Genomic DNA, 24,293 nt, shown 5'->3' on the forward strand with positions numbered 1-24,293 from the left:
CCTTCCTCGATGCCGTTCGACGGGCGGAGTCCCATCCTGCCGGTTCCTCCGCGTGTACCGCTATGCCGCCCTTGACGGCGGCGGGTCTCGAGCTCATTATGAACACACGTTCATGAACGTGTGTTCATATCGTTCGGAAGTGAGGGGGCCTCGATGGCTCAGATCGTCAACACCGCCCAGGCGGAGGCGTGGAACGGCTACGAGGGCGAGCACTGGGCGGGTCATGCCGACCGCTACGACGCCGTCAACGATGGGTTCAACCGGTTCATCCTCGACGCGGCCACGATCACCACGGAGGGGCAGGTGCTGGACATCGGCTGCGGCAACGGCCGGCTGACCCGGCTCGCCGCCCGCGCGGCCCGGTCCGGGCGAGCCCACGGGGTCGACCTGTCCGCGCCCATGCTCGCCACGGCGCGCGCCCGCGCGGCCGAGGAGGGCGTGGCCAACGTCACCTTCGAGCAGTCGGACGCCCAGGTCCACGCGTTCCCGGCGGGCGGTTTCGACGCGGCGATCAGTCGGTTCGGGGTCATGTTCTTCGCCGACCCGGTGGCCGCGTTCGCCAACATCGGCCGGGCTCTCCGGCCGGGCGGGCGGCTCGCGTTCGTGTGCATGACCCGGCTGGAAGGCACGGACCTGGGCGCCGTCTTCGGGGCGATGGCCGCCCATCTGCCGCAGCCGACGGGACCGGACGGCACCGGCCCGACGTCGTTCGCCGACCCCGCGCATGTCCGGGCGGTCCTGTCCGATGCGGGATTCGGCGAGGTCGGCTGCACGCGCGTCGAGGCGGATCAGGTCTGGGGCCGGGACGGCGCCGACGCGGCCGAGTTCATCGGCGGCTGGGGGCCCGTCAAGCACCACATGGACCAGGCGGGCCCGGAGGCGGCGGCCAGGGCCCGGGACGCGCTCACGGCCGCCCTCGGGTCCTTCGCCCGGCCCGACGGCGTCCGGCTGCGGGGGACGGCATGGCTGGTGACCGCGCGCCGCCCCGCCGGATCCTGACCCGGCGCTCCGCCCGTACGATGCCTGCTGATGTCACCGAGAAGAGCTGCGGTGCTCCGCGACGGCGGCGGCGAGCGGAGCCTGCGCGAGCATCTGATCGCCACCGCCGAACGCATGATCTCCGAACGCGGGACGATCGGGCTCACCGTACGAGGGATCGCGCGTGAGGCCGGGGTGGCGGACGGCGTGCTGTACAACCACTTCGCCGACAAAGAGGAGTTGCTGGCGCACGCCCTGCGGGCCCGGGTGCGGGCGGTCGAACGCGGCCTGCCGGCCCTCCCAGAGCCGGGCAGCGACACGATCGAGGCCAATCTGCGTGCCTACGTCACCCACGGAATGGCGCTGCACCGGACGATCCTGCCGGCCATGGCCGGGCTCCTCGCCCAGCCCGAGACCCTGACCAGGTTCGCGGACCTGGTCGGGTCGGGGGAGACCTGGCGGGGCCGGCTGATCGGTTATCTGCGGGCGGAGCGGGACCTGGGCCGCCTGGCCCCGGACGCGCAGGTCGACGCCGCGGCGAGGATGATCGTCGGTGTCTGCCATGAGGCGGTCCTGTCGCTCCTGTTCGGCGGCGGCCTCGTGCCGGAGGCGATGCCGGTCGAGCCGACGGAGGTCGACGCGCTGGTCGCCGCCGTGCTCGCCGGTATCGGCCGCTGACCTGCGCCGTTCCGGCTGAAACTTATTACGTAAAGGCGGGCGCTCGCGCTCCGGCGTCACCTCTGTCCCGCCACCGTGCGGCGACGCTGTGTCATGAATCTCCGTCTCGGGTCTTGACGGCGACGGTTTCCGGCCGGTTTCATACTCCTCACTTCCGTAAACGTTTACGGCTCCGGTGTGGGCCGTCTGTAAACGTTTACGGTGACTAGATCGACCTTCGTGAGCGCTTCGTCGTCTCACGCACGAGGCGGGGAGGACGCCGTGGCCCAGGTGCCGACGATCACGACGATCGCCACGCGTGCGGGCGTCTCGATCGCGTCGGTGTCACGCGTGCTGAACGGGCTGCCGACCCGCGAGGACACCGTGCGGAAGGTGCTGGCCGCGGCCGACGAGCTGGGCTACGTGCCGAACGCCGTGGCCCGCTCGCTGAAGTCCAACCGCACGCATCAGGTGGCGTTCGCGATGGCCGACATCGGCAACCCGACGTACGTCGCGATGGTGCGGGAGATCCAGCCCGTGCTGAAGACCGCCGGGTACCGGCTGGTCCTGCACTCGACCGGAGGCGACGTCGACGACGAGGTGGACGTGCTCCGGCGGCTGGGCGAGCGCTACGCCGACGGGCTCATCATCAGCCCGCTGCGCGGCATCACGGAGAAGCATCTCGACCTGCTGATCGCCGCACGGGCGCCGGTCGTCGTGATCGGCTCGATCCCCGAAGGGGCGCCGGTCGACAACGTACGGACCGACTCGCGGGCCGGCGTGCGGCTGGCCCTGGAACATCTGTACGGCCTCGGGCGGCGGAGCATCGGCTTCCTCAACGGCCCGCTCGACACGGTGCCGGGCGCGGCGCGGGCCGCCGCGTACGCCGACGCGCTCGACGGCCTCGGCCTGCCGTACGACCCGGACCTGGTGGAGGTCGGCGACTTCTACCGCGCCGAGGGCGCCGCGGCGGCGCATCGCCTCCTGGAACGGTCCCGGCCGGACGCCATCCTGTGCGCCAACGACCTGATCGCGCTCGGCGCACTCGACGTGCTGCGCGCGGAGCGCCTGCGCGTACCGGAGGACGTCGCGCTCGTCGGCATGGACGACACCGAGCTCGCGACCGCCGCGTGGCCGACGCTCACGAGCGTCGGGCTCGGGTCGGCCGAGCGCGGCCTGCGGGCCGCCGAGCTGCTGCTCGACCGGCTGGACAACGGCGTCGCCGAGCCCCGCATCGTCACGGTCGAGCCCACGCTCGCCGTGCGCGCCTCGACGGAGGGAGCCGCATGACCGCCACGCAGACCGCGGTCCGGCCGCCCCGGGCCGGGCGCCCGGCGCCTCGGGCGAACGCACGAGGTAGACGCGATGGGGGCACACTGCTCCTGCTGCTCCCCGCACTCGTCCCGGTTCTGGTGCTCAGCGTGGGGCCGCTGCTCTACGGCATCTACCTGTCGTTCACCGACGCGCAGGGCGGCCGGAACGCCGTCATCTCCTTCATCGGCCTCAAGAACTTCGGCGATGCCCTCACTGATACGGACTTCTGGTCCTCGTTCAAGATCGGCTTGACCTGGGCCGTCGGCGTCACCGTCCTGCAGTTCCTCGCCGCCCTCGGCCTGGCGCTGCTGCTCAACCAGAACCTCCGGCTCCGCGGGCTCGCCCGCGTGCTGGCGATGGCCCCGTGGGCGATGCCGCCGATCGTGATCGGGCTGATGTGGCGGCTCGTGTACCACCCCAACGCCGGCATCCTCAACGCGACGCTGCAGGACCTGCACCTGCTGGACCACAACGTCGACTGGCTGAACGAGTTCGGCACGGCCCTCCCGGCGATCATCGTCGTGGGCGTCTGGACCGGCATGCCGCAGACCACCGTGGTCCTGCTCGCCGGGCTGCAGGGCGTGCCGAAAGAGCTGACCGAGGCCGCCGCCGTCGACGGCGCGAGCGTGTGGCGGCGCTTCCGGAGTGTGACGCTGCCGCAGCTGCGGCCGGTGATCGTCGCCATCACCTCGCTGGACTTCGTCTGGAACATCAACCAGTTCGCGATGGTCTACGCGCTGACACAGGGCGGTCCCGGCGGCCGTACGCGCCTGCCGATGCTGTTCGCCTACGAGGAGGCGTTCCGCTACGGCTTCTTCGGGTACGCGGCCGCGCTCGGCGTCGCGATCACCCTCGTGGTGCTGGTGGTCCTCGGCTTCTATCTCTGGCGGCAGATGAGGGAGAGCGCCCGGTGAGAGCCACGCTGAAGTACGCCGCGCTGCTCGGCTACCTCGTCTTCCTGGCGTTCCCGCTGCTGTGGCTGGTGTCGACGGCGTTCAAGACGCCGCGCGAGATGGCGAACCTGCATCCGCGCTGGATCCCGCACCACCCGACGCTGCGGAACTTCAGCGACGCGTTCGCCGCGCAGGACCTGACCGGTGCGGCCATCCGCAGCCTGGTCGTCGCCGTCTCCGTCGCGGTGCTCACCGTGGTGATCGCGCTGCCGGCGGCGTACGCGCTGGCCCGGCGCCGCTCCGCGCTGAACCGGATCGCGATCGGATGGGTGCTGGTCAGCCAGGTCTTCCCGGTCGTGCTGACCATCATCCCGCTGTTCATCATCATGCGGCGGCTGGAGCTGGTGAACACCCTGCCCGGCCTGGTCCTCGTGCACACCACGTTCGTCCTGCCGTTCGCGCTGTGGATGCTGCTGGGCTACGTCCGGAACGTGCCACGCGAGCTGGAGGAGGCCGCCGCGGTCGACGGCGCCGGGCGAGTGAAGATCCTCGCCAACGTGATCGCGCCGCTGCTGGCGCCGGGGGTCGTCGCCACCCTGCTGTTCGCCTTCATCTCCTCATGGAACGAGTTCTTCTTCGCCCTGGTGATCCTCAAGGACCCGGACAAGGCGACCCTGCCGCTGACGCTGATGAGGTTCACCGGCGCGGAGCAGGCCGCCCGGCTGGGCCCCCTCGCCGCCGCGTCCCTGCTCGCCACCCTTCCCAGCCTCGTCTTCTTCGCCATCATCCAACGTCGGCTTCGCTCGGGCCTCACTGCCGGCGCCGTCAAGGGTTAACTAGGAGGTATCCATGCGTCGCGGTCCTCGCTCCGCGCTCGCGATCGCCGCTGCCACCGTCATCGGCCTGGCCGCCGGTTGTTCGGGGGGCGGCAACGCCAAGACCATCGAACTGAAGTTCCTCAGCCTGGCCTGGCAGAAGGAGTCCATCGCCGCCAACAAGAAGCTCGTCAGCGAGTGGAACTCGTACAACCCGAAGATCCAGGTGGAGTACGACCCGGGCAGCTGGGACACCGTCAACGACCAGTTGGTCACCTCGTTCGAGGGCGGCGACCCGCCGGACGTCATCCACAATGACTCCTCCGCGCTGGCGAGCTTCGCGGCCAAGGGATACCTCACGGACCTGACCAAGCTCATCCCCCCGGCGCTGAAGAGCGACATCCCGGATGCCGCCTGGGGCACCGCGACCTTCGACGGCCGGGGCGGGCAGGGGATCTACGGCGTGCCGTTCCTGCAGGAGTCGCAGGTCATCCTCGCCAACAAGACGATGCTCGACCAGGCGAAGGTGCGCATCCCCACCGCCGACAATCCGTGGACGTGGGACGAGTTCGAGCAGATCACCAAGAAGCTGACCGTCGGCAAGCGGTACGGCATCGCCTGGCCGCTCAAGGCCCCGGTGAACAAGGTGCTCAACCTCTCGCTGAACTTCGGCGGCACCTTCTTCCAGACCTCCGGTGGCAAGACCACCGTCAAGGTCGGCCCGCAGGAGAAGGAGGTCCTGCAGCGAATCCACGACCAGCTGTACAAGGACAAGACGGCCGACCCGTCGACGCTCGGCATGGGCACCACCGATCCGCTGCCCGGCTTCTACGCGGGCAAGTACGCGATGGTGCCCGCCGGGATCTATCTGCGCCAGAACGTCGTCGAGGAGGCGCCCAGCGGCTTCCAGTGGGTGACGATCCCGCCGCTGAAGGGCCAGACGGCCCAGCAGGGCGCGATCTCGCAGACGCTCTCCGTCGCCGCCGACAGCAAGCACCCCAAGGAGGCGATGCAGTTCATCTCCTGGTTCCTGAACGGGCGGCACCAGGCGGACCTCGCCAAGGGCGACTGGCTGATCCCGACGAGCAAGACGGCCGCGCAGGACCCGACGCTGACCGGTGACAAGTACGGCTGGAACGTCGCCACGGCCTCGGCCAAGAGCCTCATCCTGGCCCCGTACCTGAAGGTCAACGGGTTCGACGAGTTCAAGAGCAAGGTCGCCACGCCGGCACTGCAGTCCTACTTCGCCAACAAGATCAGCCTCGACGACCTGGCGAAGAAGCTGACCGACGACGGCAACAAGGTCCTGGAGCGCTACAACAAGTGAGCGAGGGGGAGTTCCGGGACCGTGCCCGGGGGTGTCTGCTCGGCCTGGCGGCCGGCGACGCCCTCGGGCGGCCCGCCGAGAACCTCACGCCCGAGGAGATCACGCGGCGCTGGGGCCGCCTCACCGAGCTCGAACCGGGGCCGGACGGCGGCCCGGCGGGCACCGACGACACCGAGTACGCCATCTTCGCGGCGACGCTGCTGCAGGCGCACGGCTCGGCGCTCACGTGCGAGGATGTCGTCGCCGCCTACCGGGAGCACGTCCTGCCGATCGACGGGCCGATGAAGGGCGCGGGCTTCTCCGAGCTGGGTACGGCCCAGGCCCTGCGGCAGGGTCTGCTTCCGCCGCTGACCGGCCGCTGGCACCAGCACGGCTGGTCCGACGGACTGGCGATGCGCGCCGCGCCGTACGGGATCTTCGCCGCGGGTGACCCTGCCGAGGCGGCCCGCCTCGTGGCCGTCGACGGCGCTGTAAGCCACAGCGGCGAGGGAGTCCACGGCGGCCGGGCCGTCGCGGCGGCGGTCGCCGTCGCGATGACCGGCGCCGCGCCCGGCGAGGTCGTGGCCGCCGGTCTGGCCGTCGTCCCGGACGACTCCTGGACCGCCCGCAGTGTCCGTGCGGCCGTGCGGATCGCGGCGGACCCCGACCGGCACCGGCTCGCGGCGGACCTGCACGAAGCCGTGGTCGTGCGCCACTACCCCTGGACCGACCTGGCACCCGAGGCGGTCGCCCTGGCGTTCGCCGCGTACCTGGCGGGCGGCGGTGATGTGGAGGAGTCCGCGGTGACGGCGGTGAGCCTGGGCCGTGACGCCGACACCACCGCCGCCATCGCCGGGGCGCTGGCGGGCGCGGGGCGGGGCGAGGGCGGCGTACCGGAGCGCTGGGCGCGGGCGATCGGCCCGGTCCGGGGCGCCTGCCTGCCGTTCGTGGCGGGCCGGGACGTCCGCGAGGTCGCCGACGCCCTGGCGGACGCCCGCGAGACCACCGCATCACCGGACGCCCGCGGGGCCGCCGCATCACCGGACGCTCGCGAGGCTGGCGCATCGCCGGAGACCCGGCAGGCCGCCGACGCGTCGGCGGACGCCGACACGCGGAACGGCTAGGGGAGGAGGACACAGATGTCATCGGGGGACCGACGCGATCGGATTCGCGGGGCCTTCGCCGGCCTGGCCATCGGCGACGCCGCCGGCTGGCCCGCCGCACGCCACCGATGGGCGCTGCTGGCGCCGTGGACCCGCCGGCTCGGCCGCGAGCTCGATGGCTTCGCCGAGGACCATCGGGTCACGACCCTGCCGGTGCCATTCGCGCTGAACCAGCCGGTCGCCGCCCTCGCCGTAGGCCCGTCCGACGACGCCGAGTGGCTCGCCTGGACCGCGCGCACGCTGGGCACCGACCGCCGCGCGGCGTTCGCGGCGCTGGGCGAGGACGTACGGGCCAGGATCTCGGTGCGCACCGCGCTGGACAACCTGGCGCGCGGCGTCGGCCCGCCCGCCAGCGGCCACGACAACCCACACTTCTTCGACGACGCCGCCGCCGTGCGGGCGGTCGCGTTCGGGGCCGCGCACCCGGGAGATCCGGATGCGGCGGCCCGGGCCGCCCGCGCCGACGCGGAGATCACCAACGCCGAGGACGGGGTGCACGGGGCCGGGGCGATGGCCGCGGCGATCGCCGTCGCGGTGGCGGGAGCGCCGGTGGGCGACGCCGTCGAGGCCGCGCTCGCGGAGCTGCCCGAGGGCACCGCGATCCACCGGGCGGCGGCCCTCGCGCTCGATCTGCCCGGTGACGCGTTCGCGCTCGTCCCGAGCCTGGACGCGGCCCTTCAGGACCACGTGTACAGCTACGGCGTCGCGGCCGCGCAGACCGTGCCGGTGGCGCTCGCCCTGGCCCGCGCGGCGGGCGGCGACCTGGCCGAGGCCGTGCCGGCCGCCGCCTGCCTCGCCGCGCTCGCCGACTCGGCGCCCGCGCTGACCGGCGCGCTGACGGGAGCGGCCACCGGCTGGGCCGACCTGCCGGAGACCTGGCGGGAGCGCGCCCGGCATCTGGCGGGCTGCTGCCTGCCGGAGCTGCGGGGCGCCGATCTCGTCACCATCGCCGACGGACTCAGCGGCCCGTTCGGGGCCGCTCACCAGGAGGGATCGCAATGACTCCGTTGCAGGACAGGGCCGTCGGCGCGCTCGTGGGCGCCGCGGTCGGGGACGCGCTCGGCGGGGCGACGGAGGGATGGACCCCCGAGCAGATCCGGGAGCGCTACGACGGCTGGGTGACCGGGATCGTGCCGCCGTACTTCGCCGACTGGCGCAACGCGCGCCCGATCGCGCCGTACCACAAGGGCGACGGGCACGTCACCGACGACACCCTCATGACGCACGCCCTGGTCCGGGTGTACGAGCGGGCGGGCGGCCATCTGGACGCGTACTCGGCCGCGGAGTACCTAGTGCCGGAGATGATGGGGGAGAAGCGCTGGATCCCCGAGCTCGAGGCGGAGGCGCTGCCGCTGCAGCGGGTGTTCCTCGCCGAGAAGTGGCTGGCGCTGCGGCTGCACTACGGCCACGTCGACCCGCGCGAGGCGGGCGTCGGCAACATCGTCAACTGCGGGGCGGCGATGTACATGGCCCCGGTCGGCATCGTGAACGCGGCCGATCCTGACGGCGCGTACGCCGAGGCGATCGACCTGGCCGGGGCGCACCAGTCGAGCTACGGCCGGGAGGCGGCGGGGGTGCTCGCGGCGGCCGTGGCGGAGGCGATGCGGCCCGGGGCGACGCCGGACTCCGTCGTCGCGACGGCGGTGCGGCTGGCCAAGGACGGCACCAGGGCGGCGATCGAGGCCGCGTGCGAGCGGGCGCGCGGCTACGCGCAGTGGGAGGGCTCGTTCGAGGGCCTGCGCGACGCGGTCCGGCCGTTCGACACGGTCGCCGACACCTACCGCGACCAGGGCCTGGGCGCACGGCGGCCCAGCCGCACGCACAGCATCGAGGAGCTGCCGCTCGCCCTCGCCTTCCTGCTCATCGCGGGAGGCGGATACCGCGACACCGTGCTCGGGGCGGTCAACTACGGCCGCGACGCCGACTCGATCGCCAGCATGGGCGGCGCGATCGCCGGGGCGCTGGGCGGCGCGGTCGCCGTCCCGGCCGACTGGCGGAACGACGTCGCCGTCGCCAGCCGCCTCGATCTGGAGGCGCCCGGCCTGGCGATCGCGGCCGTGGCGGAGCGCGTGCACAAGGCCGACGTGGCCCGGCGGCGCGCGCACGAGCAGGCGTTCGCGGAGCTGCTGTCATGAGGCTGACCTGGGTCCAGCCCGAGGACCTGATCGGGCACGAGCTCCGCCAGGCCGCACAGGACGGCCGGGACGTCGCCGAGATCGCGGCGCGCTGGCACGCGGCCGGCGGTCACGACGCGCCGCCGCGCGCCGGCGCCTCGCCGGAACCGGCGTCACCGCAGCTGCGCGCCCTGGCCGAGCAGCTGCTCGACGAGCTCGCGGCGGTGCCGTCGCCGTACGACGAGCCGACCGAACTGGCGGAGATCGTCGCCGCGTGCCCGGACTGGCCCGCGGGCGACCCGCGGCCGGCCGCGTACGACCGGATGCACGGGGCGTGGCTCGGCCGCGCCGCCGGGTGCGTGCTCGGCAAGCCCGTGGAGAAGATCCCGCGCGAGGGCATCCGGGAGATCGCCGAGGCGACCGGGAACTGGCCGATCCGTGGCTGGTTCACCGCCCAGGGCCTGGCCGCGGAGGTCGCCGAGCGCTGGCCGTGGAACCGCCGCAGCGCGGCCAACAGCCTCGCCGAGAACCTCGACGGGACCCCGGAGGACGACGACCTCAACTTCCCGATGCTCGCCCTGGCCGTCCTCGAGCGGTACGGGCGCGGGTTCACGACCGACGACGTCGCGCAGGCCTGGCTGGACGAGCTGCCGGGCGGGCGGGTGTTCACCGCCGAGCGGGTCGCCTACCGCAACCTGCTGCTCGGTGTCGCACCGCCTCGGACCGCGTCGTACCGGAACCCCTTCCGGGAGTGGATCGGCGCGCAGATCCGCGCCGACGTGTACGGCTGGGTGAACCCCGGCGACCCGGCGGCCGCCGCGTCGATGGCGCACCGGGACGCGCGGCTCAGCCACACTGCCAATGGCGTGTACGGCGCGATGTTCGCCGCCGCGATGTGCGCGACCGCCCTCGTCGCCGGCACCGTCGACGAGGTGATCGAGGCGGGCCTGGCGGTGGTCCCGCCCCGCTCCCGCCTGGCCCGGGCCGTACGGGAGGCCGTCGCGTCCGCCCGTAAGGAGGACGACTTCGAGCGGGTCGCCGACGGGCTGCACGAACGCCACGGTGACCTGCACTGGGTGCACTCGATCAACAACGCCGCCCTGGTCGCCGCCGCCCTCGTGCACGGCGGCGGGGACTTCACCCGGTCGATCGCGGCGGCGGTGGCGGGCGGCTGGGACACCGACTCCGACGGCGCGACCGTCGGGTCGGTCGCCGGGGCCCTGCTCGGCGCCGGACGCCTGCCCGATCAGTGGACGCGGCCGCTGCGCGACCGCGTGGCCAGCAGCCTGACCGGCTTCGACGGCGTGCGCCTCAGCGACCTCGCCGCCCGTACGGCCGCGCTCGCGGAGCCGCGATCATGACCCGCCCGCTGGACGGAGTCCGCGTCCTGGACCTGGCGACGCTGTTCGCCGGGCCGATGGCCGCGATGTTCCTCGGCGACTTCGGCGCCGAGGTCGTCAAGGTCGAGCACCCCAGCAGGCCCGACCCCGCGCGGGGGCACGGCGCGGCCAAGGACGGCATCGGCCTGTGGTGGAAGATGCTCGGCCGCAACAAGCACACGATCACCCTCGACCTGTCCGCGCCCGAGGGCCAGGAGGTCCTGCTCCGCCTGGTCCGCGACGCCGACGTCGTGATCGAGAACTTCCGGCCCGGCACCCTCGAACGCTGGAACCTGCCGTACGAGCGGCTCCAGGAGGCCAACCCGGGTCTCGTGCTTGCCCGGGTGACCGGATTCGGCCAGTTCGGCCCGTACGCCCGGCGCCCGGGGTTCGGCACGCTCGCCGAGGCGATGAGCGGGTTCGCCGCGATGACGGGCGAGCCGGACGGGCCGCCGACGCTGCCGCCGTTCGGGCTGGCCGACGGCATCGCGGCGATCGCCACGGCGTACGCGGTGATGACGGCGCTGCGGGCCCGCGATCTCACCGGCAACGGCCAGGTCGTCGATCTGTCCATCCTCGAGCCGATCCTGACGGTGCTCGGCGGCCAGCCGACCGGGTACGACCAGCTCGGCCTCGTCCCGCCGCGCACCGGGAACCGCTCGGTCAACAACGCGCCGCGCAACACCTACCGGTGCGCGGACGGGTCCTGGGTCGCCGTCTCCACCTCCGCGCAGAGCATCGCCGAGCGCGTCATGCGGCTCGTCGGCCGCCCCGAGCTCGTCGACGAGCCGTGGTTCGCCACCGGCGCCGGCCGGGCGCAGCACGCCGACGAACTGGACGCGGCGGTCGCCGCGTGGGTGGGCGAGCGGACCCGGGAGGAGGTCCTCGCCGAGTTCGAGAAGGCCGAGGCGGCGGTCGCGCCCATCTACGACGTGCGCGACATCATGGCCGACCCGCAGCTCGCCGCGCTGGAGGCGATCACGACCGTGGACGACCCGGACCTCGGGCCGCTGCGCATGCAGAACGTCCTGTTCCGCCTGTCGGCCACGCCGGGGGCGCTGCGGTGGACCGGGCGCGCGCACGGCGCCGACACCGACCGCGTCCTCGCCGAGACCGGCCTGACCACCGGCGAGATCGACACGCTGCGCGCCCGCGGGGTGATCTGAGGTGCCGCTGCGCCGTGGGCTCGGGAGTGAGCCGAGATGCCGACCCTGCCGTGTCATCGAGGGGCAGACCGCGCTGCGGGACCGGGGGTGAGCTGAGGTGCCGACCCTGCTGTACGTCCCGGCGGACCGGCCCGACCGGGTGGCCAAGGCGCTCGCCACCGACGCCGACGTGGTGATCCTCGACCTGGAGGACGCCGTCGCGCCCGCGCACAAGGACCAGGCCCGGGAGCACGTCGCCGGGCTGCTGGCGGACCCGCCGCGCCCGGTCCAGGTCCGCGTCAACGACGTCCGGACCCCGTGGGGCCGCGCCGACCTGGCGGTCCTGCGTGACCTGCTCCCGGCGACGAAAGGCGTCCGCCTGCCGAAGGTCGAATCCGTGGAGCAGGTACGGGAGATCGCGGCCCTCGTCCCCGGCACCGCCCTCCACCTGCTGCTGGAGTCAGCGCTGGGCGTCGAGCGGGCCCATGAGCTGGCGACCGCCGATCCCGCGGTGGCGAGCGTCGGGCTCGGCGAGGCGGACCTGAAGGCGGACCTCGGCGTGACCGACGAGGGCGGCCTGGCCTGGGCACGGTCGCGGATCGTCGTCGCCGCACGGGCGGCCGGCCTGCCGGCCCCGGTCCAGTCCGTCCATCCCGACGTGCGGGACCTCGACGGGCTCGCGGCCTCCTGCCGGCTCGGCCGTGCCCTGGGCTTCCGCGGCCGGGCCGCGATCCACCCCGCCCAGCTACCGGTGATCGCCGAGGTGTACCGCCCGACCTCGGAGGAGGTGGCCGCCGCCCGGCGGATCGTCGCCGCCTACGAGGAGGGCGAAGCGGCGGGGACCGGGGCCGTCGCCCTGCCCGACGGCGGATTCGTCGATGTCGCCGTCGTTCGCCAGGCGAGAGCCGTGTTGGCCGAAGATGACCGCTTTGTGAACGGCGGGCGACACACCGCCTCGACGGTTGGATAGCGTGCGGGCCATGAGACTGGGTGTCCTGGACGTCGGATCGAACACGGTCCATCTACTGGTGGTCGACGCGCACCACGGAGCCGCGCCGCTGCCGGCCTTCTCCCACAAGGAGGAGATGCGGCTCGCCGCGCATCTGGAGGACGGCGACCGGCTGTCCGAGCAGGGGGCGGCGCTGCTGGGGCGTTTCGTCGACGAGGCCATGCGGATCGCCGAGGACAAGGGCGTCGAGCGGCTCATCGGGTTCGCCACCTCGGCCGTGCGCGAGGCGGCCAACGGCGAGGACGTCCTCGCCAAGGTACGCGCCGACAGCGGTGTCGACCTTCAGGTGCTGTCCGGGGATGAGGAGTCGCGGCTGACCTTCCTGGCGGCCCGGCGGTGGTTCGGCTGGTCGTCCGGGCGCCTGCTCGTCCTGGACATCGGAGGCGGCTCCCTGGAGATCGCCGCGGGCGCCGATGAGGACCCGGACTTCTCCACCTCGGTGCCGCTGGGCGCGGGGCGGCTGACCCGGGACTGGTTCACCGCCGACCCGCCGCCGGCCGACGAGGTCCGTGCCCTGCGCAAGTACGTCCGTGCCACGATCGCCCGGCAGGTGTCCGGGGTGACCCGGCGTGGCACGCCGGACCACGCGGTGGCGACCTCCAAGACGTTCAAGCAACTCGCGCGGATCGCCGGCGCAGCCCCGACCGGCCAGGGCTCTCTGGTCCAGCGGGTGCTCAGTCACCGCGACCTGACCGAGTGGGCAGGGCGGCTCGCCGAGATGAGCGTGGAGGAGCGCACGCAGCTGCCGGGGGTGTCGGAGGGGCGGGCGCCGCAGCTCCCGGCGGGCGCGATCGTCGCGGACGCCGCGATGGATCTGTTCGACCTGCCGGAGGCCGTCATCTGCCCGTGGGCGCTGCGCGAGGGCGTGATCCTGCGCCACCTGAGCACCCTCCCCGACCCGGACTGACCCGGCCGCCGTTGTGGCTCAGCTCGGGGCCATCTCGGCGACACGGCCGTTGGTGACGTGGAGACGGCGGGTGGTGTGCACTGCGTTGATCATCCGGCGATCGTGGGTCACCAGCAGGAGGGTCCCGGGAAAGGAGTCGAGCGCGGACTCCAGCTGTTCGATCGCCGCCAGGTCGAGATGGTTGGTCGGCTCGTCCAGAACGAGGAGGTTCACGCCCCGCGCCTGAAGCAACGCCAGGGCCGCCCGGGTGCGCTCACCAGGGGACAACGTCGCCGCGGGGCGGGTCACGTGCGCGGCGCGCAGGCCGAACTTCGCCAGCAGGGTACGGATCTCCGCCGGCGACAAGTCGGGAACCTCCGCGCCGAAGGCACTGAGAAGGGAACCCTCCCCGAGGAACAGCGCTCGCGCCTGGTCGACCTCACCGATGACCACGCCCGGACCGAGCGCGGCGTGGCCTTCGGTGAGAACGGCCCGGCCCAGCAACGCCGACAGCAGCGTCGACTTGCCCGCCCCGTTGGCTCCGGTGATCGCGACCCGTTCGGCCCAGCCGATCTGCAGGTCGACGGGGCCCAGAGTGAAGTCGCCGAGCCGCAGCACCGCGGAGTTCAGGGTCGCCACTACGGCACCGGCGCGTGGCGCGACGGCGATCTCCATCCGCAGCTCCCACTCCTTGCGGGGCTCCTCGACCACGTCGAGGCGTTCGAGCGCGCGCTCGGTCTGGCGGACCTTGGAGGCCTGCTTCTCACTCGCGTCGGCGCGGAAGTTCCGGCCGACCTTGTCGTTGTCCCCGCCGTTGGCGCCCCGGGCCTTCTTCCTGGCGTTCCGGACGCCCTTGGCGGCCCAGTCCCGTTGCGTCCGGCCCCGCTGCTCCAGCGCGGCGACCTTACCCGCGTACTCCTCATAGTCGGCGCGGGCATGCCTGCGGGCGACCTCACGCTCGGCCAGGTACGCGGCGTAGCCGCCGCCGTAGACGTTCACCTGCTGCTGGGCCAGGTCCAGCTCCACCACCCGGGTGACCGTTCGGTCCAGGAACTCGCGGTCATGGCTGACCAGCACCGTGCCGGCCCGCAGGCTCGTGACGAACCGCTCCAGCCGCTCCAGCCCGTCCAGATCCAGGTCGTTCGTGGGCTCGTCGAGCAGGAAGATGTCATAGCGGCTGAGCAGCAGCGACGCCATCCCCGCGCGGGCCGCCTGCCCGCCGGACAGCGAGGTCATCCGCTGGTCGAGGTCGGCCGCCAGCCCCAGCTCGGCGGCCACCTCCCCGGCCCGGTCCTCGAGATCGGCGCCTCCCAGGGCCAGCCATCGCTCCAAGGCGGAGGCGTATTCGTCCTCGGCCCCCTCACGCTCACCGACCAGGCCCTCGGTCGCGGCGTCCAGCTCCCGCTGAGCCCGCGCCACCCCGGTACGCCGGGCAAGGAAGCCGATCACGGTCTCGCCGTCGCGCCGCTCCGGCTCCTGCGGCAGGTAGCCGACGACCGCCGACGACGGGCTGAGCGCCACGGAACCGCCCTCGGGGGTGAGCAGCCCCCCGAGAGTCCGCAGCAGGGTGGACTTCCCCGCGCCATTGACCCCGACCAGCCCGATGACCTCTCCAGTGGAGACGACCAGGTCGAGCCCGGAGAACAAGGCACGGTCGCCGTGCCCGGCGGCGAGATCTTTCGCGACAAGGGTTGCTGTCATAGAACGCCAACGCTATCCGCCGCCCGGCGTCCGGGCGCACTGACCGGGCATCGCCACTATTCCGCCCGCAGCCGGGTGTATATCGTCCGAGGGGTCCGCCAAGGAGGTCAGGGTGACCGTGTCAGCAGAGCGTGCTGAGATCCACCAGTGGTGGGCGCGACGATCCGGTCTCACGGACCAGGCGGCGGCCTTCCGGATCGCCGGGAGCGCCTACGATCAGGTCACCCCCGCCGGTGTCGACAACCCGTACTGGGAGATCGTCCGGCAGCTGCCGTCGGTGCGTGAAGCCGGGCAGGGGATCTGTCCCGACGGTTTCGCCCGCGGGCTTCCCGTCGGGCATCACCTGCTGACCAAGCGCTACTCATGGGCGATCCCCTCACCTGGCGATATCGCCTGGCTCGCCCGGATCCTCCGCGGGCGCGGTCTGGTCGAGATCGGTGCGGGCTCGGGGTATTGGGTGTGGCAGGCGATACAAGCCGGCATCGACGCCATCGCCTATGAGCCTGTCAGCTCCTCCGCCAACACCTACACCGACGGAACCGAATACTCCGTCATCCGGCGAGACGGCCCGACCGCCGCCCGGCGCCATCCGGACCGGGCGCTGCTGCTGTGCTGGCCGTCTCACGGCGACCCGTGGGCGAACAAGGCCCTCCACGCCTACACGGGCGACCTGCTGATCTACATCGGGCAAGGTGCGGGCGGCCGCTGTGCCGATGACGACTTCTTTCGGCGTCTCGCCCGGGCATGGACGCCGATCGGTTCCAGCAGCCACCACGTCACCTGGCGGCACATCCACAGCGCGATGACGGCCTACAGCCGCAGGACGGATGCGCCGCCGCAATGATCGCGGCCCGAGCGGAAGACCACCCGGCACGCGTGGGATCGACAACCGCCGCGGGCATGCCCGCGGCGGCAGCAAGAGTCGGCGCGGCGCTACGTCTCTGCTGGTAGCGCCGGCCGTCTCACAACTTGACGAGCTTGGCGTAGGGCGTCGGGATTCGTTCCGTCTGCGAACCGAAATCCACGGTCACCGCGATGCCTTCCTCGACATCGATGACCACACCGAGGCCGTACTTGTCGTGGCTCACCTTGTCCTGCAAGGCGAACTGCTCAACAGGCGGCGGGGCGGCAGGGGCTTTGAAGGGACTGGTGGGCAAGTGGCGCCGAGCGGCGGAGTGGGAGCTTTTCATTTACCTACCAGTATGCGCCATGTTCGCCGATCATGGCCGTGCTTTCGCCTACCTCATCAGCACGAACTCCCAGGTCGGCATCCTGATGACCGCAGCCTCGCCGGCGAATCGGCGGGCCGGGCGAGCGTCGCAGCCACGGTCCGCGCGATGCTGCCGATGTCGCCCGTCGTCCGGGTGGCGTACCGCTGGTGCCCGTGAGCCCAGGCGTCGTCGATCGCGAACCAGTCGATGGACTTCGGGGCGCGTCCGGCGGTGAGGGCGGCGTCGAGTTCGCCGAAGTAGGTCTTCCAGCGCTGCCGGTACAGTCCGCCGATCAGGCCGGCCCATTCACGGTTGGCGTACTCGTGCAGGCCCTGCTCGCTGCTGTCGCGGCCTCCCCAGGTCGTGATGATCGAGCGGGCGTCGTACTCCAGCCGGTCCTTTTCGGCGGTGGTCGATCCGGCCGCGCGGGCGGCGGTGAGCCAGCGGCCCAGCAGGTGCTGCCCGTCCGTCGCGACCACCTGGTCCATCAGCGTCATCCAGCGCAGCTCCCGGCGGGCGCGATCGTCGCCGACGCCGCGATGGACCTGTTCGAGCTGCCGGGGGTCGTCATCTGCCCGTGGGTGCTGCGCGAGGGTGTGATCCTGAGCCGAAAGATCTATGTATTACAACTATGAATCTACCGCAGCAAGCATTTCATCATGCCCCATGGAGGTTCTAGTGTGAAGACCACGGTCGCGTAGAAATTCTCCGGAGCGGCAGGCCCCCAGGTGTAAGCCAGGTTGCTTATGACCCCATGAACCCCGAAGTCTGTGCACTGCCAGGGAGTGCCATGACCTTTAATCGTGGTGTCGAGTCACTCGATGCAAACTGCTCAGGTCAACGTCCGCACTCCATCCGGTGATGAATTCCGGAATCCAATCCAACGACATAGAGGGGGCATATCGTGTCCATCATCTCATGCGATATGCGCGAAGGCCGCAGTGATGAGCAGAAACGTAAGCTGGCCACCGGGCTGATCGAGGCCGTCCGGAGGGCGACCAACGAGCCGATCAGTGAGTTGTTCCTGGTAATTCGTGAGGGTCGCGGCATAAACTTCGTCGAAGCCGGCGAACACCTTCCTGACTTCGTGCCCGGCAATCTCAACGACGGAGCACTTCTGGAGAACCTGCCTCGTCGGCGGTAACCCCGGTATCCCAGACAGACCAGCTCGGCGCCATCGGCGGCCGAGGCGTCAGCGAGGAGACGTTCCTGATGCCGTTTATCCAGATCAGTATCCCGATGAGGCTCGAGGACGACGCAAAAACCCGGCTCATCCAAGAGGTGATCGATCGAACCCACGAGGCCGTGGGATCGGATCCGGCGATCATCAACGTCGTGGTCCATGAGCTCCCGCAGAGCAATATGTCCGTTTCCGGGAAGATATTCGCCGACTGACCATCGCTGCTAGGCACTCAGTCGAGGGGATCCGATGTCTGATTCGTACATGGTCGATGAGCTCGGCCGGTTCGTTGTCTCGGCGAATATTGATGACATGTCCGATAGCGCCCGTAGTGCCCTCAAGCGCAACGTGCTTGACTCGCTGGGTTGCGCGCTGGCGGCGCTCGACGGCGAAATGGCCACCTCGGTCCGTGACCACGCCGAATCAATGGGGACCCGAGGGGACGCCACTCTGATCGGCGGTGGGCGGGCCGGCATTGACCAGGCCGCGCTGGTCAACTCGGTACTAGTGCGCTATGTCGATCTGCTCGACACCTACTTGACCCCCGGCGGGTTGTGTCATCCGGCCGACAATTTCGGTGCGGTTCTCGCCGTTGCAGAACGTCAACGTGTCAGCGGGCAGGAGTTCCTTCTGGCGCTGGCCCTGGCGTACGAGATTCAGTGCCGCTTCAGCGCGCAAGTGCCGGTGATGGCCCGAGGCCTGAATCACGCACTGCAACTTTCGATTTCCATCGCCGCAGCAGTATCACGGCTGCTAGGGCTGGATGCCGAGCGCACTGCGCACGCTATCGCGATCGCGGCAGTGGACAACGTCTCGCTCGCGGCGGTGCACTCGGAGCCGGTATCCAACTGGAAAGGCATCTCCCCGGGCATTACCGCGCAGCGTGCTGTGTACACCACCGAACTGGCCGAGCGGGGCATCACCGGGCCACGGGGACTCTTCGAGGGACCGAACGGACTGAATCGGCTATTCGATCAGAGTATTGATCTCAATCTATCCGACCGTTCACTCGTTGTCGTTGAGCAGACTCATTTGAAGAAATACTGTTCGCTCATTCACGGCCAGCCAGTAATCGAGGCGGTTCTCCATCTGGTGAGCGAGCACAATTTGGACTACCGGATCATCGCCGGTGTCCAACTTGAGGTGTTTCAGACCGCCTACGACATTGCTGGCGGTGGTGCTTTCGGGGATAAGGAGGTTGTGCGCACCAAAGAACAAGCCGACTACAACCTCAAATACCTTGCTTCGGTTGCTCTGATCGACGGTCGGGTGGGCCCCGAGCAGCTGCGCGAAGATCGGATCACCCGTGACGACGTTCAGGCGCTGCTGCGGCGGGTAGAGGTCGGTCCAGATGATGGGTTGACCGCCGGCTACCCGCAGATGACGCCGGTCCGGGTGCATATCCGGCTCGACAATGGGCAGCGACTTTCACGCGAACAGGTCGACTTCGAGGGAGCTCGCAGCCGTCCTCTTTCCTGGCAACGGGTGGTGGAGAAATTTCATTGGCTTAGCGAACCATATACCGATGCCACCTTGCGCAACGACATCGTTGCAGTGGTAGGCGAACTGGACACCCAGCCCTTAAGTATGCTGACTGACCTGCTCGGCCTGGTCAGCGCCAAACCGCGGCGGGCTCGTACCCGCCGCTTCGTCTAGTCGGCGAGCAGACTCGAATTAAATCGGAAGGTTCGGGAGGTAGGGTATGCCGTTGTTGCAGTTCCATCTGGTGAGAGGCCGCAGGCCAGAGGAAGTTAGAAGCCTACTCCAATCTGCCCATGCCGCGGTAGTCGAATCGTTTGGCGTCCCGGAGCGTGACTGCTATCACGTGGTGGACAACCATAGCCCCGATGAGGTTATTGCTCTGGACACGGACCTTGGGATCGAGCGGACGGATCGCTTGGTCATCATTCACGTCATAAGCCGGCATCGTACGCGGGAGCAGAAACAGAGGCTCTACGAGTCGCTGGCGACCCGGTTGCAACATGATTGTGGGCTCGCGCCGAGTGATCTAATCGTCTCTATCACCGAGAATGGAGACGAGGACTGGTCCTTCGGACATGGCCGTGCCCAGTTCCTGACCGGTGAGTTGCAGTGACGCAAGGGAATCCCGATGGGAAGAAGACATGTCATGGCTTCCCCACTGACCGCTCTCGGGGCGAGCGCCCCGATTCTGGCCGCGCCGATGGCGGGCGGCCCCAGCACGCCGGCCCTGGTCACCGCGGCGGCCCGGGCGAACGGCCTCGGGTTCCTCGCCGGCGGCTACAAGACCGCTGACGTACTGGCCGGGCAGATCGCCACGGTCCGCTCTGACGGCGTCGGCTTCGGGGTCAACCTGTTCGCGCCCAACCCCGTCCCGGTTGATCCGGATGCCTTCCGCCGCTACGCCCGCACTATCGCGCCTGAGGCCCAGGCCTACGACATCGATCCACTGGCAGCTGAACCCGTCGAAGACGATGACCATTGGTCGGACAAGATCGACCTGCTGCTGTCCGACCCGGTGCCGGTCGTCAGTTTCACCTTCGCCATCCCGGAGACGGCCGTGATCGCCGCGCTGCGCGCCGCTGGAACCCTGGTCATCCAGACGGTCACCTCGCCCGCTGAGGCTCGCTCGGCCGTGGAAGCGGGCGCCGACATGCTGGCCGTGCAGGCCTCTGCCGCGGGAGGGCACTCCGGAACGGTCACCCCGCAGCACATTCCGGCGTCCATCCCCCTGACCGACCTGCTGGGCCAGGTGAGCCAGGCGGTATCGCTGCCGCTCGTCGCCGCGGGCGGGCTGGCCACCCCGGCCGCCGTGACCGGGGCGGTACGTGCCGGAGCCGCTGCGGTCATGGTCGGCACCGTCCTGCTACGTGCGGACGAGGCCGGCACCTCACGTCCCTACCGGGCCGCGCTGGCCGACCCGGAACGACGCGAGACGGTAGTGACCCGGGCGTTCACAGGGCGGCCCGCGCGGGCACTGCGCAACCACTTCACCGACCGCTACACCGACCTCGCCCCGGCCGGCTATCCCGCGCTGCACCACCTGACCAGCCCGATACGCAAGGCCGCCGCTGCCGCGGACGACTCTGAACGAATCAATCTGTGGGCCGGCACCGGGCATCGCAATGCCACCGCCGAGCCCGCCGCGCAGATCCTGCGGCGGCTGTCCTCCCAACTCTGACATGCACCCCGCACACCTGGCGAAACTGGCTCATCTCAACCGGATGCGCGGTCGAGATGAGCCATTCGCCGAGGCCTGGGTTCAGTTTCCGGTGACGCTGAGGTGGTGGAACTGGGCCATGCCGCGGGTGCCGGTCCAGCCGTTGGCGGCGGTCATGAACACCCCGGCGTCCTGCGTCGCGGTCGCGCCGGCGACGGTGACCGTTCCGAGGGTCCGCCACGTCGTTCCGTCGGTGCCGCACTGAGCGGTGTACTCCGCGCCCTTGCGGGCCAGCCGTAGGTAGGCCGGGGCGGCGAAGGACGTGTCCTGCTTCACCGAGTCGAGCCGGCCGTCGCCGTCGGAGTCCCAGGACAGGACGCAGCCGTTGTCCGGGGTCACCGCGAGGTTCAGGTAGCCCGCCGCACCGTTCTGTGTCAGGTCATCGCGGACGATGATCCCGGCGCGGGCCCAGCCGCCGGTCCGGTCCTGAGTGACGACCTTCGTGGTGACGGTGCCGTCCGTGCCGAGGGAGTCGTCGAGGTAGGCCGCTCCGAACTCGTTGGTGCCGCTCCACAGGTCGGCCCCGGCGCCCTCGATCGCGAGATCGTCGCCGGCCTGCCCGAAGACCGCGTCGTTGAACGAGACCGTCTTCAGCGGCGGTCGTACGCCGGTGGCCGCCATGACCTTCGCCGCCCCCGACGTCGAGCCGTTGGTTCCGCCCGTGGTGTAGGTGGCGGTGACCGGCAGGGCCTCGACCACCTCGTCGCCGGCGCCGGTCAGGGTGACCTTCCAACGGGCGGTGAACGTCTCACCGGGCCCGACCGAGGCCGTTGTGACCGCGCCGAGCGGTTCGGCGGTCATCCCGGCCGGGAGGGCCGGCGACAGCTTCACGTTCCGGGCCGCGGCGAAGCCATCACGGTCGGTGAAGGACGCGGTCAGCGTGACCGACTGCCCGGCGGCGACGGCCGTCCGGTCGGCGGACGCGGTCAGCGTCGTCTGGTGCGGGTCCCGGGCGAGCGTCGCAGCCACGGTCCGCGCGATGCTGCCGATGTCGCCCGTCGTCCGGGTGGCGTACCGCTGGTGCCCGTGAGCCCAGGCGTCGTCGATCGCGAACCAGTCGATGGACTTCGGGGCGCGTCCGGCGGTGAGGGCGGCGTCGAGTTCGCCGAAGTAGGTCTTCCAGCGCTGCCGGTACAGTCCGCCGATCAGGCCGGCCCATTCACGGTTGGCGTACTCGTGCAGGCCCTGCTCGCTGCTGTCGCGGCCTCCCCAGGTCGTGATGATCGAGCGGGCGTCGTACTCCAGCCGGTCCTTTTCGGCGGTGGTCGATCCGGCCGCGCGGGCGGCGGTGAGCCAGCGGCCCAGCAGGTGCTGCCCGTCCGTCGCGACCACCTGGTCCATCAGCGTCATCGAGCGCAGCCAGACCGAGGTCAGCTCCTCGAACCGCCGGCGATCCCCCGCGTCGTACGCCGCTTTGAGCTGCGGCAGCAGCAGGCGGCTGCGATTCGACAGCACCTGCCGTGTGACGTCCATGAGGTCGTACCGGTAGGCCGAGCTGTTCCGCAGCGCCGGCGCGACCTGCAGCAGTTCGGTGAGCGCCCGGTCGAACGCGGTGGGGTCGTAGCGCATCTGCTGCGGCGAGTACGCGGCGGCGGTCGTGGCGCTCAGGCTCGGCCGTGCCGCGAACAGGCCGTCCTGGCCCTCGCTCCAGGAGTCGGCGCGCGTGGTGCCGTACGCGGTCCGGCGCAGCACCTGCCAGGCGGCCGCGGCGTGCGGGTCGTCGCCGCCGTACCGCGCCCTGGCGTAGCCGGCGAACCAGGCGTCCAGCCCGATCGTGCCGGGCGTCCAGGCCAGCTCGGTGAACAGCGCCATCGCCGCTGGGTTGTTGTCGGCGCCCTCGGGCATCATCGCGATCCCCGCCAGCTTGCTGCCCGCTTTGTCGCGCCACTGTGGGTACAGGCTCACCCAGTCAGGGGTGTTCGCGCCGAGGGTGGTGTGGCCGCCGAAGTTCCAGATGCTGCCGAAGGCGTACGGCGTGCCCTGCCAGTCCTTCTCCCGGTCGGTGACGGACGGGAACCGGTCCGACAGCCCGTCGACGATGAACACCTTGCTCCGGTCGACCGCGGACAGGATGTCGGGGCGCGGGTTGGACTGCCAGCCGAGCAGGGTCCAGATCGCTCCGGGGTGCGCCTTCTCCAGTGCCGCCTGCACCGCCCGCGCGGCGTCCCCGACCGGGACGTCACCGGGCTGGCCGCCTTCGTGCAGGAGGTCCATCTTGTACATGGTGCTGTCGCCGTACCGCTCGCTCTGGTGCCGGTAGAAGTCCGCGGCGACCTGGGCGAACAACGGGTTGCGCGGGTCCAGCCAGTCGGGGCGGGTGAAGGCGCCCCAGGTGCCCTGGGGGACGACCCGGGCACCGGGGTTCTTGGCGACGAAGCCCGGTGGCACGGTGCCGTAGTAGCCGGGAAGCACCGGCGTCATGCCGAGTTCGCGCAGCCGTCCGATGATCTTCTTGGCGAGGGCGGCGCGTCGCTCGATCAGGCTCTTGGAGATGGGGCCGCCGAAGCCGGACATGTTCTGCAGCAGCCACCACGGCTGGTGCGCCGGGGCCGGGATCCACGCGCGGATCTCGGCGTCGGAGTAGCCGAAGTCGCGGAGAGTGTCGTAGTACGTCGCGTCGGCGCCGGTGTAGACGAGCACCTCGTTGATGCCGTGCAGGGCCAGCACGTCGATCTCGCGCTGCCAGTCCGTCCAGGTCCGGTACGGCCCGGTGTAGCCGTCGTCGGTGTCGTTGAGCGCGAACCGGTGGGGGACGTTCGCCGCGCGGGTGACCGGCGCGGACGGCGCGGGCAGCACGGCTGGCAGATTCAGCTGCTCGCCGTTCCAGGAGATGTCGGCGTGCGCGACGTTCTTGAGGTACCAGCCGAAGCCGGTGAGCAGGACGGCGGAACCGGTGCCCTCGATCACGACGTGCCCGGCCCGGCCGGAGACGCGGAAGGCGTCCTCGGCGCCGCGAGCCATGGGGACGAGTTCGACCTGCCGGTCGCGCCCGGGGATGAGGCGGGCCAGCGCGGCGCGGGCGGGACCGACGTCGAACGAGCCGCCGGCGGGCGTCGCGGACGTGCGTCCGGGCGGCGGTGCGGCGCGCGCTGCGGGAGACACGACTCCGAGGAGCAGTGCGAGCAGGGCGGTGAGGACGACGGCGGTCGGCGACGGGGACGGTGAGGCACGCATCGAAGCTCCTGTGGAGTCTCAGGGCGCGGCCCCCCGTCGCCGTGCTCATATGTGATTGATAGAGCGCCGTATCGCGCACGATCGTACGCCGCAGAGCAGTCATGCCGTCAACCGTGAAGAACCTTGAATCGGCATATTTGGCGCTTTTTAGGAGGTGAGCGGCATAAAC

23 protein-coding genes are annotated in these 24,293 nt (G+C 70.9%); 19 read left to right on the forward strand and 4 right to left on the reverse strand.

The window, feature by feature from the left end; genetic code table 11:
- Nucleotides 1–153: 153 nt before the first annotated feature.
- The 13 genes from ACQP2O_RS21740 (at nucleotide 154) to ACQP2O_RS21800 (ending at nucleotide 13,680) form a co-directional block, all read left to right on the forward strand.
- Nucleotides 154–999 carry a class I SAM-dependent methyltransferase gene (locus ACQP2O_RS21740; RefSeq protein WP_433188037.1) on the forward strand — a complete coding sequence of 282 codons (846 nt, stop codon included), beginning with the start codon at nucleotides 154–156 and terminating at the stop codon, nucleotides 997–999.
- 30 nt (nucleotides 1,000–1,029) lie between these two features.
- Nucleotides 1,030–1,656, forward strand: a complete 627-nt coding sequence (locus tag ACQP2O_RS21745) for a TetR/AcrR family transcriptional regulator (protein WP_433188040.1) — start codon at nucleotides 1,030–1,032, stop codon at nucleotides 1,654–1,656.
- Nucleotides 1,657–1,917: 261 nt separating this feature from the next.
- Nucleotides 1,918–2,925, forward strand: a complete 1,008-nt coding sequence (locus tag ACQP2O_RS21750; protein ID WP_433188043.1) for a LacI family DNA-binding transcriptional regulator — start codon at nucleotides 1,918–1,920, stop codon at nucleotides 2,923–2,925.
- Nucleotides 2,922–3,863, forward strand: a complete 942-nt coding sequence (locus tag ACQP2O_RS21755) for a carbohydrate ABC transporter permease (protein ID WP_433188046.1) — start codon at nucleotides 2,922–2,924, stop codon at nucleotides 3,861–3,863. The genes ACQP2O_RS21750 and ACQP2O_RS21755 overlap by 4 nt, the downstream gene beginning before the upstream one ends.
- On the forward strand, nucleotides 3,860–4,678 hold the full coding sequence (locus ACQP2O_RS21760; RefSeq protein ID WP_433188048.1) for a carbohydrate ABC transporter permease: 819 nt from the start codon (nucleotides 3,860–3,862) through the stop codon (nucleotides 4,676–4,678). Before ACQP2O_RS21755 ends, ACQP2O_RS21760 begins: the two co-directional genes overlap by 4 nt.
- A 13-nt stretch (nucleotides 4,679–4,691) precedes the next feature.
- A complete protein-coding gene (locus ACQP2O_RS21765; RefSeq protein WP_433188051.1) occupies nucleotides 4,692–5,984 on the forward strand; it encodes an ABC transporter substrate-binding protein in 1,293 nt (430 codons plus the stop codon).
- Nucleotides 5,981–7,087 carry an ADP-ribosylglycohydrolase family protein gene (locus ACQP2O_RS21770; protein WP_433188053.1) on the forward strand — a complete coding sequence of 369 codons (1,107 nt, stop codon included), beginning with the start codon at nucleotides 5,981–5,983 and terminating at the stop codon, nucleotides 7,085–7,087. Before ACQP2O_RS21765 ends, ACQP2O_RS21770 begins: the two co-directional genes overlap by 4 nt.
- Before the next feature lie 15 nt (nucleotides 7,088–7,102).
- Nucleotides 7,103–8,128, forward strand: a complete 1,026-nt coding sequence (locus tag ACQP2O_RS21775; RefSeq protein WP_433188056.1) for an ADP-ribosylglycohydrolase family protein — start codon at nucleotides 7,103–7,105, stop codon at nucleotides 8,126–8,128.
- Nucleotides 8,125–9,261, forward strand: coding sequence for an ADP-ribosylglycohydrolase family protein (locus tag ACQP2O_RS21780; protein ID WP_433188059.1), 1,137 nt, complete (start codon nucleotides 8,125–8,127; stop codon nucleotides 9,259–9,261). The genes ACQP2O_RS21775 and ACQP2O_RS21780 overlap by 4 nt, the downstream gene beginning before the upstream one ends.
- Nucleotides 9,258–10,601: an ADP-ribosylglycohydrolase family protein gene (locus ACQP2O_RS21785; RefSeq protein WP_433188062.1), complete on the forward strand. Its 1,344-nt coding sequence runs from the start codon at nucleotides 9,258–9,260 to the stop codon at nucleotides 10,599–10,601. Before ACQP2O_RS21780 ends, ACQP2O_RS21785 begins: the two co-directional genes overlap by 4 nt.
- A complete protein-coding gene (locus tag ACQP2O_RS21790) occupies nucleotides 10,598–11,785 on the forward strand; it encodes a CaiB/BaiF CoA transferase family protein (protein ID WP_433188065.1) in 1,188 nt (395 codons plus the stop codon). The genes ACQP2O_RS21785 and ACQP2O_RS21790 overlap by 4 nt, the downstream gene beginning before the upstream one ends.
- A gap of 97 nt (nucleotides 11,786–11,882) precedes the next feature.
- A complete protein-coding gene (locus tag ACQP2O_RS21795; protein ID WP_433188068.1) occupies nucleotides 11,883–12,734 on the forward strand; it encodes an HpcH/HpaI aldolase/citrate lyase family protein in 852 nt (283 codons plus the stop codon).
- A gap of 10 nt (nucleotides 12,735–12,744) precedes the next feature.
- Nucleotides 12,745–13,680, forward strand: a complete 936-nt coding sequence (locus ACQP2O_RS21800) for a Ppx/GppA family phosphatase (RefSeq protein WP_433188071.1) — start codon at nucleotides 12,745–12,747, stop codon at nucleotides 13,678–13,680.
- A gap of 18 nt (nucleotides 13,681–13,698) precedes the next feature.
- On the opposite strand, the gene ACQP2O_RS21805 is transcribed toward ACQP2O_RS21800, so the two are convergent.
- Nucleotides 13,699–15,360: an ABC-F family ATP-binding cassette domain-containing protein gene (locus tag ACQP2O_RS21805; RefSeq protein WP_433188074.1), complete on the reverse strand. Its 1,662-nt coding sequence runs from the start codon at nucleotides 15,358–15,360 to the stop codon at nucleotides 13,699–13,701.
- 112 nt (nucleotides 15,361–15,472) lie between these two features.
- Here ACQP2O_RS21805 and ACQP2O_RS21810 point away from each other — a divergent pair, with 112 nt between their 5' ends.
- Nucleotides 15,473–16,204, forward strand: a complete 732-nt coding sequence (locus tag ACQP2O_RS21810) for a hypothetical protein (protein ID WP_433188077.1) — start codon at nucleotides 15,473–15,475, stop codon at nucleotides 16,202–16,204.
- Between the two features lie 118 nt (nucleotides 16,205–16,322).
- Here the strand turns inward: ACQP2O_RS21810 and ACQP2O_RS21815 are convergent, their stop codons facing one another.
- A complete protein-coding gene (locus ACQP2O_RS21815; RefSeq protein ID WP_433188080.1) occupies nucleotides 16,323–16,550 on the reverse strand; it encodes a hypothetical protein in 228 nt (75 codons plus the stop codon).
- Nucleotides 16,551–16,606: 56 nt separating this feature from the next.
- Nucleotides 16,607–17,068, reverse strand: a complete 462-nt coding sequence (locus ACQP2O_RS21820) for an alpha-N-acetylglucosaminidase C-terminal domain-containing protein (protein ID WP_433188083.1) — start codon at nucleotides 17,066–17,068, stop codon at nucleotides 16,607–16,609.
- 407 nt (nucleotides 17,069–17,475) lie between these two features.
- On the opposite strand from ACQP2O_RS21820, the gene ACQP2O_RS21825 reads away from it, so the two are divergent.
- The 5 genes from ACQP2O_RS21825 (at nucleotide 17,476) to ACQP2O_RS21845 (ending at nucleotide 20,911) form a co-directional block, all read left to right on the forward strand.
- Complete coding sequence (locus tag ACQP2O_RS21825; protein ID WP_433188086.1) at nucleotides 17,476–17,715, forward strand: tautomerase family protein; 240 nt, start codon at nucleotides 17,476–17,478, stop codon at nucleotides 17,713–17,715.
- 68 nt (nucleotides 17,716–17,783) lie between these two features.
- The gene (locus ACQP2O_RS21830; RefSeq protein WP_433188089.1) at nucleotides 17,784–17,966 is read left to right on the forward strand and encodes a tautomerase family protein; all 183 of its coding nucleotides are present in this window, start codon (nucleotides 17,784–17,786) and stop codon (nucleotides 17,964–17,966) included.
- Nucleotides 17,967–18,015: 49 nt separating this feature from the next.
- The gene (locus ACQP2O_RS21835) at nucleotides 18,016–19,407 is read left to right on the forward strand and encodes an MmgE/PrpD family protein (RefSeq protein ID WP_433188092.1); all 1,392 of its coding nucleotides are present in this window, start codon (nucleotides 18,016–18,018) and stop codon (nucleotides 19,405–19,407) included.
- Between the two features lie 46 nt (nucleotides 19,408–19,453).
- Complete coding sequence (locus tag ACQP2O_RS21840; protein WP_433188095.1) at nucleotides 19,454–19,846, forward strand: tautomerase family protein; 393 nt, start codon at nucleotides 19,454–19,456, stop codon at nucleotides 19,844–19,846.
- Between the two features lie 33 nt (nucleotides 19,847–19,879).
- Entirely contained in the window at nucleotides 19,880–20,911 is a 1,032-nt protein-coding gene (locus ACQP2O_RS21845; protein WP_433188098.1) for a nitronate monooxygenase, read from the forward strand.
- An 81-nt stretch (nucleotides 20,912–20,992) separates the two neighbouring features.
- Here the strand turns inward: ACQP2O_RS21845 and ACQP2O_RS21850 are convergent, their stop codons facing one another.
- Nucleotides 20,993–24,124 carry an alpha-N-acetylglucosaminidase TIM-barrel domain-containing protein gene (locus ACQP2O_RS21850; protein ID WP_433188101.1) on the reverse strand — a complete coding sequence of 1,044 codons (3,132 nt, stop codon included), beginning with the start codon at nucleotides 24,122–24,124 and terminating at the stop codon, nucleotides 20,993–20,995.
- Between the last annotated feature and the right edge of the window lie 169 nt (nucleotides 24,125–24,293).

This window comes from Actinoallomurus sp. CA-150999, from assembly GCF_050942425.1.
Lineage (GTDB): Bacteria > Actinomycetota > Actinomycetes > Streptosporangiales > Streptosporangiaceae > Actinoallomurus.